Consider the following 12037-nt stretch of genomic DNA (forward strand, 5'->3'; position numbering starts at 1 on the left):
GGGCGATCACCGCGTTGCACAACCGGATTCGAGTTGTCCGTCAGACGAAGAGCTGGTCGAGTTCGCCGATGCCCTCGATCCAGGTCCGCAACCGTTCGCCCGGGCGGAGATAGCGCGCCGGGGTGCGTCCGTAGCCGACGCCGGCAGGTGTTCCGGTGAAGACCAGATCGCCCGGGTACAGGGTCACCGTCGCCGACAGCCGGGCGATGATCTCGGCGACGGGGATCAACAGGTCCGAGGTCCTGGCGTGCTGCACCACCTCTCCGTCGATGGCACAACCGATCTCGAGGTCGTCGGGGTCACCCACGGCGTCGGGGGTGACCAGCCAGGGGCCGGTCGGGGCGAAGTTCGGGAACGACTTGGCCAGGCCGAACTGTGGAACCGGACCCGCGAACTGCGATGCACGCTCGGAGATGTCCTGTCCCACGGTGAGTCCGGCGACCGACTCCCATGCCTGCGCGGCGGTGAGGTGCGACGCCCTCCGGCCGATGATCGCGACCAGTTCGACCTCCCAGTCGGTGTTTCCGCCCGCCGGCAACGACACCGTGCAGTCGGGGTTGCCGAGGCTGCTCGCGAACTTGGTGAACACCGGCGGAAGTCCTTCGGGGACGGCGAGACCGGTTTCCTCGGCATGTTCTCGGTAGTTCAGTCCGACGGCGAAGATCTGCCGCGGGCGCGGGGACGGCGGTGCCAGTTCCGTACGCGTGAAACCCATGGTGGGCAGATCGTCGGGCAGGGTGTCGGCCCACTGCCGGAACGCATCCCAGTCGTCGTAGATCCCCGGGAGTCCGGGGCCGAATCGGTCTCCGCTCGCTGTCCCGACGTCCACACCGGTGTCGTCGGAGGTCAGGAGCAGGGCGCGCCCGTCCACATTGGCCAGTCTCATGGTCGCCGTCTTTCTGATCGTTCTCTTCTTGCCGGAGAACGACTGTCGTTCTCCGGTCCGGGTGTCGGTGTAGGCCGTGCGCCGCTACATGGGCGCTGTCGCCGTCCACGTCCCGGTGGTGAGGTCCATCGTCTCCTCGGGGGTGGAGCGGTTCGGGTGCAGATAGATCCGCAGCCACTGCAGGATCTCGTCGGATTCGTCGCTGAGGACGAAGGTCGAGACCAGGACCCGTTCGGCGATCGTCAGGCCGAGGGCCTCGGTGACGACGGTCGGGGCGTGGGTGATGGCGAATCGTCGACGCATCCGCGCGACGATGTGCCCCTCTTCGCCCAGCAGTGTGATCATCGACTTGGTCTCGAGATCGGTGCGGCTGTGCCGGCTTCCCAGGGCGGGCAGCTGTGCGTTGTGGGTGACGCTGTGGGGCAGGCCCTCGTCGCGTCGCAGCCGCATACACTGCCACAGGACGCTGCCGGGGGAGATGCCGAACGCCGCGCACGCCTCGGCGGGTGCGGTGGTGGTCTCGGCGCGGAGCACCTCGTAGGTGTAGTCGTGTTCGGGTCCCACCGCGACCGACGGGCCGGTGTGGCCCGGCCGTCCGACGGGCTGATGGATTACCAGCGGCCGCTTGCCGCGCCGACGTTCGATCCAGCCGTCGCCGGCGAGCCGGTCGAGTGCCGATCGGCTGGTGATCACGCTGATGCCCAACCGGCGGGCCAGTTCCTTCTCCCCTGGGAAGTCGTCCCGGTCGAACCAGAGCCCGTCCTCGATCTCGCGCCGGAGCTGCAGATAGACCTGGTGGTGGAGGGGCACCGTGGGGTCGAATGCGACCGACGGGGCGTCGCCTGTTCCGCGAGTCATACCGACATCTTCCTCCCGATCGACGAGATCAATTTCGCCGACACGCTTGACTACTAATAAACCTATAACATTATGATGTGCGTGTCGTCACAGTCATTCTTGTTCGTGACAGTGAGCGGGGCCGCCCCGCAACCGCCGGACCGGCACCTCTCGCCCGCGTCCGGAGATGCGTAGAGAGTTGGGAGAACACACGATGAAGAACTCATGGATCCACATCGCGCGGGGGACCGTTCCCCGCCAGGCGCGGGTGGGTGTCGCAAACCTCAACGAGGAACACTTCAGCCGGCAGGGCTTCTTCGGGCCCGCCAGCATGCTCTACCACGCCCGTCCACCGGTGGAGCCGATCCGACGGGAGGGGACGATCGCAGTCCGGACCGTGCCCGTCGCGGGAGTACAACTGGACGACGAGAGCAACCCGCACGGGCTCCCCACGCCGATCATGCGCAACGACGACCTGACGGTGTCGTTCGGCCGGCGCTCCACGGCGGCGCCGTTTCTGCTGCGCAACATCGACGCCGACACCCTGACCTTCATCCACGAGGGCACCGGTGCGCTGGCCACCGAGTTCGGTGTCCTCACCTACACCGAGGGCGACTTCCTGCTGATCCCGAAAGGTGTCACCCACCGGTGGCTCCCCGAGGCACCGACCACGTCGTTCGTCGTCGAATCGGCCGACCCGATCACCTTCACCGAGCATCAGCAGGTCGGTCGGCACGCCCCTTTCGATCCCGGTGTGCTCGGGGTCCCGGAACTCGTCGAGTACGACTGGCCGCAGCAGGACGAGTGGGAGGTCCGACTCAAGCACGGCGACGAGATCAGCTCGTGGTTCTACGCCGAGCTCCCGTTCGATCTGATCGGATGGAAAGGGGACATGTTCCCACTGCGCCTGAGTATCGACGACATCCGGCCGATCACCTCGGAGCGGCTGCACCTCGCCCCGTCCTCGTGGTCGGTGTTCGAGTCCACCGGGTTCATGTGTGTGCCCTTCCTGCCGATGTCGGTGGTCGCCGACCCCGAGGCCGAGGAACTCCCGTCGCGGCACCGCAATGTCGACAGCGACGAGCTCATCCTGATGCGCCGGGTCTCGGGCAATCCGGTCAACGTGATCGGGCACTTCCCGCAGGGCGTCACCCACGGACCCACCGAGCGGGCCGCCTACGAGGCCATCCGGCAGGCCGGGATGCAGCGGATGCTCGAGGGCATCAGCATCGACACCTACAAGCGTCTCGAGCCCACGGCCCACTATCTCTCGGCGTTCGCCGAGTTGCCCTCACCCACCGCCTGACCGGCACCCCGGATCCAGGCAGACATGCAGACAGGTAGATCGATGACGAAAATTCTCCGCTCGTGGATGTTCGTACCCGGAAACAAACAGCGCTTTCTCGACAAGGCGGCCGGGCTCCCACTCGACGTCGCACTCTTCGACCTCGAGGACGGCGTGCTTCCCGCCGAGAAGCCCACTGCCCGAACGATGGTCGCCGACGTGCTGGCGCGCGAGTGGGCCGGGCCGCAGCGCTACGTCCGGCTCAATGCCATCACCACACCCTGGTTCGAGGCCGACCTCGACGCGGTGGTCCGTCCCGGACTCGAGGGCGTGTGCATGACCAAGGTGAACTCGGTCGACGAGCTCGGGGCCGGGATCGAGGCGATCCGCCGTCGCGAGGTCGCCGCCGGCATGGTGGAGGGAACCGTCCGCGTCCTGGCCGCGATCGAGAGTCCGCGCGGACTGCTCGCCGCACCGGCGATCGCCGCGACCTCACCGCGGGTGATCGGACTCATCTTCGGTGCCGAGGACTACGCACTCGACATCGGTCTCCCGGCCGCACGGGTCGAGGAGGCCGCCGAATTGCTCTACCCGCGTTCGGCGATCGTCGTCGCGGCGGCGGCAGCCGGTGTCCTCTCGGTGGACGGCGTGTTCCCCGACCTCGACAACGCCGACGGCCTGCTCGCCGACATCTGGCAGGCCCGCCGGCTCGGCTTCACCTCGAAGTCCACCTTCAACCCGCGCCAGGTCGACCTGATCAACGAGATCTTCGCGCCGTCGGCCGAAGAGATCGACTATGCCCGAACCCTTTCCAAGGCTTTCGACGAGGCAACCGCCCGGGGCGACGCCTCGGTCGCCGTCGGCGGCCAGCTGGTGGACCTGCCCATTCTCATGCGCGCCAAGCGCATCCTCGAATCGATCGGAGAGATCGCATCATGACCGACACCACGCAGATCAAGCAGGGCTGGATCGGCCGCTTCTTCGAGGACTTCGAGGTCGGCGACGTCTACCGGAGCCGGCTCGGCCGCACGCTGACGCTGACCGACAACATCCAGTTCACGATGATCACCAACAACACCAACCAGATCCACTTCAACGCCCACTATGCGGCGAAGACCGAGTTCGGCAAGCCGCTGATCAACAGTGCGCTGACGCTGTCGGTGGTGGCCGGTCTCGCGGTGATCGACGTGAGCGAGAACGGATTCGCCCTCGGGTGGGACAACATCGACCTGCCCAATCCGGTGTTCCCCGGGGACACCATCTACGCCGAGACCGAGGTGCTCGAGGCGCGTGAGAGCAGGTCGCGCCCCGGCCAGGGCATCGTCAAGGTCCGCACCCGTGGGATCAACCAGGACGGTGCGGTGGTCATCGACTACGCGCGATCGGTGATGGTGTGGAAGCGAGATGCCGCCCCGGCCACGGACATCTTTCCGTCGAGTACCCGATGACCACCGCGCCGACCACCACACGCACCGACCAGCCGCTCGCGGGTGTGCGCGTGGTGGCCCTCGAACAGGCGGTGTCGTTGCCGTACTGCACGTTCGCGCTCGCCGAACTCGGTGCCGAGGTGATCAAGATCGAGCGGCCGGGCACCGGGGACGTGGTGCGCGGCTGGGATGACGTGGTGCACGGTCTGTCCACCGGATACGTCTGGGTGAACTCCGGAAAGCGGAGCATCACACTGGATCTCCGGGATGAGGTGGCTCTGGGTGCCCTGCGCGACCTGATCGCCACGGCGGATGTGTTCGCCGAGAATCTCGGGCCCGGTGCCGCGGGCCGGCTCGGGCTGGGGGCCGACGACTTCGCCGACCGCGCCGATCTGATCTACCTGAGTCTCTCGGGCTACGGACAGGACGGTCCGTATCGCGACATGAAGGCCTACGACCTCACCATGCAAGGCGAGACGGGCATCCTGCTGACCAACGGCTATCCGGACATGCCGGCCAAGGTGGGCTTGCCGATCACCGATCTCATCGCCGGATCGAATGCGATCATCGGTGTCACCACGGCCCTGTACGAGCGCGAGAAGAGCGGTCACGGAACCCATCTCGACATTGCCATGTTCGATTCGGCGCTGCCCTGGCTCGGGTACTACCCGCACCACGCCTGGCACGGCGGGATGACGCAGCCGCCGCTGGTCGGCATGCGGCACCAGTACATCGTCCCGTACGGCCCGTATCTCGCCGCCGACGACCGATATGTCTGTCTCGTCGTGGCCGACGACCGCCAGTGGACGACGCTGTGTCTCGACGTCATCGACCGCCCACAGTGGATCGGCGATTCCGTCATGGGAACCATCGCATCCCGGCGCGAACACCGGCCGCAGGCCGAGGCCGCCATCGAGGAGGTCATCGCCGAACTGCCCAGCACCGAATGGACACAACGTCTTTCGCGGGCCGGGATTCCGCACGGACAGGTCAACCGCATCGCCGACACCCTCGCCCATCCGCAGGCCCACAGCCGGGAGATGTTCGTGACCACCGAGTCCGAGGTCGGCGAGCTGCCGCTCGTCCGGTTCCCGCTCGGACCGGTCGACAAGCACCGGCGTCTCCCGGCCCTGGGCGAGGACACCGAACGCATACTCGCCCCGCTGGGCTACACCGTCGCCCACGACGGCTCGGTGTCGGCGGCAGCGGCGGCGGCAACCACGAAGGAGAATGCCCGGTGAGGGAGGACATCTGGTTCGATCAGGTCCACGGATACCACTACCCGGCGGTGGGGGACGCGGAGTACTCGCTGCTCATCGTCCACGGGATCGGCGGTCACGGCGGAACCTACGACACCTTTGCCGGCCCGCTGGGCGAACGCGGCGTCGAGGTGGTGTCGATGGATCTCCCCGGGCATGGTATGTCCCGAAACCCGCGGGGCGACTGGCGTTTCGAGCAGTGGCTCGCCGACATCGACACCGCGGCGACGGCGATGTCGCGACGATGGGACAAACCGGTGTTCGTGCTCGGCTCGAGTCAGGGCAGCGCTGCGGCCTTCCACTCGCTGGCCACGTCCGAGGCGGTCGCCGGAGCGGTCACGATGTGTCTGATCCTCACCGAGGTGGAACCGTCCGACGGGTCCCCGCTCGCCCGCAACTTCACCGAGTTCCGTTCCCCGGAGGGGCGCGCGAAGGCACTCCGCGTCGGTGACGACGAGCGGATCGACCTCACCGTCGCCCTCGACTGGAACAAGAACTACGGTGACAACGACCCCGACATCCTGGGCAAGAAGCAGCGGGATGGATTGCGTGCGTGGAGTTACGGCTACGCCAGCATGGCGAGCTACTACACCTACACCCCGTCCGTTCCGGCGGCGGCCAACCACAAACCGGTGTTGGTGACGGTGGGTGAACGCGACCCGATCGTCCCGGTCGACTACGTCCGCAGGTGTTTCGACGTCATCGGCGGGCCCGCGACTCTCGAGGTGATCCCCGGCGGAACCCACCAGCTGATGCTCTATCACACCGATGTGTATCTCCCCCTTGTCGACCGGTGGATTCGGGAGCAGTGTGCATCGTTGCCGACGGGCAGTGCGGCCGGACCGATGGGACACGACGATGCACACAGTTGAGGTGGGAAGCCGGCGCCTGGCCTTCACCGACGTCGGTCCCCGCGATGCACCGGCGATCATGTTCGGCCCCGGACTGTTCTTCGGCGGATGGATGTTCGACCCGCAGATCGAGGCGCTGAGCTCACGGTACCGGTGTGTCACCGTCGAGTGGCGCGGACAGGCGATCGTCGCGCATGACGGCGACGTCTCGATGGATTCCCTGACCGACGACGTCGTCGACCTGATCGAGGCACTGGAGATCGGGCCCGTGCACTGGGTGGGGCTGTCGATGGGCGGGTTCGTCGGACTGCGGCTCGGCGCCCGGCACCCCGATCTCGTGCGGTCGCTCACCCTGATGAACACCACCGACCAGCCGCTGCGAGATCGCAAGCAGATCATGGCCTTTCGGCAGCTGGCCTACGGGCAGTACGTGCTCTCGGCAGGCAAGATCGTCGATCTCGCCAAGTCCGTGATGTTCGGCCCGACGTTTCTCCGGGATCCGGCGAGCGCGGTGGTCCTGGCGAAGTGGGCCGAGTCCCTGCGATCCCGCAACCGTTCCGGTGCGCGTCGGGCTGCCCTGGCCGTCGCCACCCGGCGCTCGGTCGCCGACGAGACCCCGACGATCACCGCCCCCACCCTGGTGATCTCCGGAACCGACGACACCGCGATCGGTGCCGACGAAACCCGTTCTCTGGCAGAACGGATCGCCGGAGCCCGCCTGGTCGTCCTCGAGCGGTGCGGCCACATCAGCAGTCTCGAACGGCCCGACGCGGTCACCGACCTGCTTCGGGACTTCGTGCCCGGGGTCGACACCTGAGCGGGACCGAGCCCCCAGACCCTCCACACTTGCGCAGACACTCCGGGTGTAACCCCCGTGTGTCTGCGTAAGTGTGGAGGGTCTGTCGGCCATGGTAGAAGCAGCGTGGCAGCTCAGGCCGTGGCCGGTGCTGGGATCCCCGGGACCGGACGCGCGGCACGGACCGTCGACCGGATCCGGCCGAGTCGCTCGATTTCCAGGGTGACGACGTCGCCGGGTGCCAGCCACCGGTCGGAGGTCGGGTCCACTCCGATGTGCTCGAGCAGACATCCCGTGGCGACGGTTCCGCTCCCGATGAGGTCGCCGGGTGCCACCCGGGTTCCGCGTGAGGCGTAGGCGATCATGTCGCCGAACGACCAGTGCAGGTCCGACCAGTTCCCGGACGAGATCTCGACGCCGTTGACGCTCGCCGTCATCGACAGGCGGTATCCGCGTTCCGTGCGGACGTCGCCCAGCTCGTCCGGCGTCACCAGCATCGGGCCCAGGCTGGTGGCGGTGTCCTTGCCCTTGACCGGGCCGAGCCCGATGCCGACCTCGGCGGCCTGCAGGTCACGGGCACTCCAGTCACACAACACCATGTACCCGCAGATGTGGTCCTCGGCGTCCTGCGGTGCGAGATCCGAACCGGCGGTGCCGATCACGGCGCCCACTTCGAGCTCGTAGTCGAACAGGGCCGATCCGGGCGCCATCGTGACGTCGTCGGTGGGACCGATGATCGAGTACGGGTTGGAGAAGTAGAACGTCGGCTGCCGATACCACACCGGGTCCACGGTGCGGCCGAGCTGGGCGTTGCAGTTGACGACGTGTCCCTCGAAGGACATGTGGTCACGGAACGTCGGCGGGGTGTCGATCGGTGCGTGCACCTCGACCTCGATGAGCAGGTGCTTCTCGTCGGCGTCGGCGACGACGGCATGTCCTGCGTCGGTGAGGTTCTCGCCGGTGCGGATGAGCTGCAACAGGGTGGTCGTCGACGAGGAGTCGCCGACGACATGGTCACCGACCACCACGCCGACGGTGCGGCGTCGGGTGGTCGGCGACGTGTAGGTCACGAACTTCACCGGAATGCGGCCTTTCCCAAGGGGGTGGACATGTCAGACCCGTGCGACGTGGGTGACGGGGTTGGACAGACGGCCGAGACCGTCGATCTCGATGTCGACCACCGGCGTCATCCGGCTCATGTCGATCTCGTGGTGGGCGCGCGGGAATCCGGGAACGCCCTTGGCCGCGGTGCCGCAGGTGATCACGTCACCCGGCTCGAGGGTGAAGTAGCGGCTCGCCCACGACACGATCTTGCGGATGGAGTACGAGTAGCTGGCGGTGCTGTCCTCGGCGAACAGCGCACCGTCGGCGTAGCCGCGGACGGTGAGGGCGTCGGGATCGGCGATCTCGTCGCGCGAGACCAGCCACGGACCCATCGGGCCGAAAGTGTCTGCGCCCTTGGAACGTCCGTGGTACGTGAAGTACACCGCGAGGTCGTCGGGGCCGTTGACGCGGCGCCAGTTGAAGTACTCGTCGTAGCCGGGGGAGTCGGCCTTCTCGCGGGTGACGTCGACGGCGATCGAGTCACCGACCTTGAGACCCTGGGAGGTGATGTCGTTGACCACGGTGTAGCCGGCGACGTGGTCGAGGGCGTCGTCCTCGCCGACGTTGCGGGCGCGGCGGCCGATGATCACACCGAGTTCGAGTTCGGGGAAGGTGAAGCCGTAGTCGTCGCAGATCTCGATGTTGTCGCCATGTCCGACAAGCGAACTCGACGGCTTGAGGAAGAACATCGGGCCGGCCGGGTCGACGTGCGCGGTGTGGTTGAGGGCGACGTTGTTCATCGCCACGCCCAGGATCTTCCCGGCGTCGGGCACCGGCGGCAGCCAGGTGACCGTGTCGAGTGCCACCGTGGCGACCTCGCCGATGTGGGCGTGGGCCTGCCGGATCTGCTCCCAGGTCTCGGCGCCACCGGCGAGCAACTGCTTCATCGAGGCGGGTGCCTGGCCGAGTCCGGCCTTGTCGAACAGTGCCTGCAGCGGTACCACGGCGTCGGCGTCGGGGGTCGCCACCACGATCTGGTCGGTGCCTGCATGGTTCACGGATGCGAGTTTCATAGCGGTTGTGCCTCTCGGTGTTTCTTCGTGGTCAGGAGCGGACGGCGTCTTCGCCGAGTCGCGTGGTGGGGCCGGCCGTGGTCTGGCGGTGTCCCCAGGACCAGCCGACGCGCTCGTGGCGATCGCGCTCCCAGGTCTGGTCGTCGATGACGATGGAGCCCCAGCCGAGCTCGATCTCGAAGGCGGGGGAGGCGCCGACGTACATGGAGATGACGCCGTCGGTGGGATGGCGTCCGAGGTCGCGGGCGATGGGGAAGTGGTCGTCGATCAGGCGGTCGCGGATCGAGCCCAGTGCGTCGAGCTCGGTCACCTCGATCGCGACGTGGAGTACCCGCGGGTCCAGCCCGGGGGGCAGCTGCGCGAAGGCGAGGCTGTGGTGGCGTGGGTTGCAGCGCAGGAATGCGACGCGCCCGGCTCCGACGTCGGCGATCTCCGACAGCGTCATGCCCAGCGCCTCGGAGTAGAACTCCAGGGTCTTGCGGAAGTCGGAGACGCCGATGGTCATGTGCCCCATACCCATCTCGCCCACCGCGAAGTCGACGCCGTGCGGTGAGACGAACTGGGTGCGGATCGCGGTGCTCATCCCCCAGTACAGCTCGCCGGCATTGCCGTCGGGGTCGGTGAACCTCGCGACGTCCTCGGCGCCACGCAGGCGGGCGAGGTCATCGCGGATCTCGACGCTCGTCCCATGGGCCCGCAGGCGGTCGGCGACGTCGTGGAATGCCCGGAGGCCGGGTACCTCCCAGCCGGTGTAGGCGACGCCGTCGGTATCGGCGGCGTGCACGATGACCCGTGCATCCCGGTCGCTGTCGAGGCGCATGCCGAAGCCGTCGCCGGCGATGTCGCCGAACTCGACGCCCATGTGTGCGCCGAGGCGACGCCAGGTGGCGACGTCGGTGGCGTTGATGCCGACATAGCCGAGTTGTGTGACTCCGTGGATCACGGTATCCCTCCAGACTTTTCGGGGCTCGGATGCGTCCCCGGGATCTATATTAGATGTCTAATTATTAGGGCCGGAGCCCCCACCGCCGCAAGTGCGGTGGGAGTCGGCGGGTGAGAGTCGTTGTGGTGTGGACGTTCTCACATCGACGACGTGAGCGAATCGGAGCCGGTGCATGCCTCGGCGCCGTCCTGCCGCTCGAAGGAGTGCCCGCGGGTCTCCGGCAGCGTGAGCAGCGAGACCACGCTGATCACCCCGCACGCCACCAGCAGCCATGAGACCAGCGCGGTCGCTCCGTCCGAGGCGGCGATCAGGGAGGCGGCCACCAGTGGACCGAATCCGGCGCCCACCATCACGCCGATCTGGTAGGTCGTGGAGACGCCGGTGTACCGGATCGATGTCGGGAACAGCTCGGCGAGCAACGCCGGTGAGGCAGCGGTGACCGCGGTCATCACCAGGGACATGTAGAGGGCCACCGAGAACGTCATGACCGCCACGTTTGCGGAGTTGATCGCGGAGAACAGCGGGAAGGCGAGTGCGGCGGTGCCGATCGATCCCCACAGGACCACCGGGCGACGACCGATGCGATCGGACAGGGTTGCGAACAGGGGCGTGGTGACCGCGCAGAGCAGGGAACCCACGAAGACGGCCGTGATGGTCTGGGTCCGGGTGAATCCCACGGTCGGCGCGTAGGACAGCAGGTAGATGGTGAACACACCCTGACCCGCGAGTCCGGCGAGTTGCAGGCCGATGCCCTTCGCGACCACGCCGGACCGGGTACGGGCGAGCTCCAGGATCGGCGCCCGCCGGGCCCCCTGGCCGGTCTCGGTCTCGGCGTCGGTGAACACCGGCGTCTCCTCGACACGCGAGCGGACGTAGACCGCCAGCAGGAGCAGGACGAAGCCGAACAGGAACGGGATGCGCCACCCCCACGACAGCAGTTGGTCCTCGGTGAGGGCCGCGGTCAGCACGAGGGCGGTGATCGTCGCGAGCAGGGCGCCGACCATGGCGCCGAGGGCCGGGGCGCTCGCAGCCAGTCCCCGGCGGTCGGCGCGGGAGTGCTCGGCGGAGACCAGGACCGCGCCGCCGAACTCGCCGCCGACCGCCACGCCCTGGACGATCCGTAGGGCCAATAGGAGAAGTGGTGCCGCCGCACCGATCTGGGCCTGGGTGGGGAGCAGCCCGATCAGACCGCTGGCCAGCCCCATGATGATCAGCGTGGTCATCAGCACCGACTTGCGACCGGAGCGATCTCCGAAGTGCCCGAAGATCATCGCGCCCACGAACCGTGCCAGGTAGCCGGCGGCCAGGGTGGCGAGGGCGGCGATCGTGCCCATCGTCGGGCTCAGGTTGTGGAAGAAGATCTGGTTGAACAGCAGGGCGGCGAGCGTGCCGTAGATGAAGAAGTCGTGGTACTCGATCGTGGTTCCGAGGAAGCTCGAGAACGCTGCGCGCCGTGACTGATTCGGTGTGGTTGATCCGGACATGCGGGCTCCTTCTGCGGGGCCGGACGGGAGGGGTGCCGAGCTGTCCACGACGGCGTTCCGCTGCGAGGGGGGTGGCTCGTCACCAGAGGGAATGTGGTGGCTCTCTGGGATTGGTTAGATATCTAACTCTGCAGAGATTCCTACCACGTCTC

General features: G+C 67.4%; 12 protein-coding genes. 6 read left to right on the top strand and 6 right to left on the bottom strand.

Going from position 1 to position 12037, the window contains the following annotated elements:
- Positions 1-40: 40 nt before the first annotated feature.
- Both ACWDUA_RS08795 and ACWDUA_RS08800 read right to left on the bottom strand, forming a co-directional pair.
- A complete protein-coding gene (locus tag ACWDUA_RS08795) occupies positions 41-886 on the bottom strand; it encodes a fumarylacetoacetate hydrolase family protein (protein ID WP_449750624.1) in 846 nt (281 codons plus the stop codon).
- 84 nt (positions 887-970) lie between these two features.
- Positions 971-1744: a GntR family transcriptional regulator gene (locus ACWDUA_RS08800; protein WP_449750625.1), complete on the bottom strand. Its 774-nt coding sequence runs from the start codon at positions 1742-1744 to the stop codon at positions 971-973.
- Positions 1745-1937: 193 nt separating this feature from the next.
- Between ACWDUA_RS08800 and ACWDUA_RS08805 the strand changes: the two genes are divergently transcribed.
- The 6 genes from ACWDUA_RS08805 to ACWDUA_RS08830 are packed head-to-tail and all read left to right on the top strand — an operon-like array spanning position 1938 to position 7362.
- A complete protein-coding gene (locus tag ACWDUA_RS08805; RefSeq protein ID WP_449750626.1) occupies positions 1938-3029 on the top strand; it encodes a homogentisate 1,2-dioxygenase in 1092 nt (363 codons plus the stop codon).
- Between the two features lie 42 nt (positions 3030-3071).
- Positions 3072-3947, top strand: a complete 876-nt coding sequence (locus ACWDUA_RS08810; protein ID WP_449750627.1) for an HpcH/HpaI aldolase/citrate lyase family protein — start codon at positions 3072-3074, stop codon at positions 3945-3947.
- Entirely contained in the window at positions 3944-4456 is a 513-nt protein-coding gene (locus tag ACWDUA_RS08815; protein WP_449750628.1) for a MaoC family dehydratase, read from the top strand. Before ACWDUA_RS08810 ends, ACWDUA_RS08815 begins: the two co-directional genes overlap by 4 nt.
- Positions 4453-5676, top strand: a complete 1224-nt coding sequence (locus ACWDUA_RS08820; protein ID WP_449750629.1) for a CaiB/BaiF CoA transferase family protein — start codon at positions 4453-4455, stop codon at positions 5674-5676. The genes ACWDUA_RS08815 and ACWDUA_RS08820 overlap by 4 nt, the downstream gene beginning before the upstream one ends.
- On the top strand, positions 5673-6566 hold the full coding sequence (locus ACWDUA_RS08825) for an alpha/beta fold hydrolase (protein WP_449750630.1): 894 nt from the start codon (positions 5673-5675) through the stop codon (positions 6564-6566). The genes ACWDUA_RS08820 and ACWDUA_RS08825 overlap by 4 nt, the downstream gene beginning before the upstream one ends.
- Positions 6553-7362, top strand: a complete 810-nt coding sequence (locus tag ACWDUA_RS08830; RefSeq protein ID WP_449750631.1) for an alpha/beta fold hydrolase — start codon at positions 6553-6555, stop codon at positions 7360-7362. Before ACWDUA_RS08825 ends, ACWDUA_RS08830 begins: the two co-directional genes overlap by 14 nt.
- Before the next feature lie 113 nt (positions 7363-7475).
- Here the strand turns inward: ACWDUA_RS08830 and ACWDUA_RS08835 are convergent, their stop codons facing one another.
- The 4 genes from ACWDUA_RS08835 to ACWDUA_RS08850 form a co-directional block, all read right to left on the bottom strand.
- Positions 7476-8411: a fumarylacetoacetate hydrolase family protein gene (locus tag ACWDUA_RS08835; protein ID WP_449750632.1), complete on the bottom strand. Its 936-nt coding sequence runs from the start codon at positions 8409-8411 to the stop codon at positions 7476-7478.
- A gap of 42 nt (positions 8412-8453) precedes the next feature.
- Positions 8454-9443, bottom strand: coding sequence for a fumarylacetoacetate hydrolase family protein (locus ACWDUA_RS08840; protein ID WP_449750633.1), 990 nt, complete (start codon positions 9441-9443; stop codon positions 8454-8456).
- A 46-nt stretch (positions 9444-9489) separates the two neighbouring features.
- Positions 9490-10401 carry a VOC family protein gene (locus tag ACWDUA_RS08845; protein ID WP_449750634.1) on the bottom strand — a complete coding sequence of 304 codons (912 nt, stop codon included), beginning with the start codon at positions 10399-10401 and terminating at the stop codon, positions 9490-9492.
- Between the two features lie 137 nt (positions 10402-10538).
- Entirely contained in the window at positions 10539-11885 is a 1347-nt protein-coding gene (locus ACWDUA_RS08850; protein WP_449750635.1) for an MFS transporter, read from the bottom strand.
- Between the last annotated feature and the right edge of the window lie 152 nt (positions 11886-12037).

It is taken from the genome of Gordonia sp. NPDC003376, assembly GCF_053589235.1.

Excerpts from the sequence above, each read along its gene's own strand:
- ACWDUA_RS08795 (WP_449750624.1), bottom strand. The coding sequence starts at position 886 with ATGAGACTGGCCAATGTGGACGGGCGCGCCCTGCTCCTGACCTCCGAC.
- ACWDUA_RS08800 (WP_449750625.1), bottom strand. The coding sequence starts at position 1,744 with ATGACTCGCGGAACAGGCGACGCCCCGTCGGTCGCATTCGACCCCACG.
- ACWDUA_RS08805 (WP_449750626.1), top strand. The coding sequence starts at position 1,938 with ATGAAGAACTCATGGATCCACATCGCGCGGGGGACCGTTCCCCGCCAG.
- ACWDUA_RS08810 (WP_449750627.1), top strand. The coding sequence starts at position 3,072 with ATGACGAAAATTCTCCGCTCGTGGATGTTCGTACCCGGAAACAAACAG.
- ACWDUA_RS08815 (WP_449750628.1), top strand. The coding sequence starts at position 3,944 with ATGACCGACACCACGCAGATCAAGCAGGGCTGGATCGGCCGCTTCTTC.
- ACWDUA_RS08820 (WP_449750629.1), top strand. The coding sequence starts at position 4,453 with ATGACCACCGCGCCGACCACCACACGCACCGACCAGCCGCTCGCGGGT.
- ACWDUA_RS08830 (WP_449750631.1), top strand. The coding sequence starts at position 6,553 with ATGCACACAGTTGAGGTGGGAAGCCGGCGCCTGGCCTTCACCGACGTC.
- ACWDUA_RS08850 (WP_449750635.1), bottom strand. The coding sequence starts at position 11,885 with ATGTCCGGATCAACCACACCGAATCAGTCACGGCGCGCAGCGTTCTCG.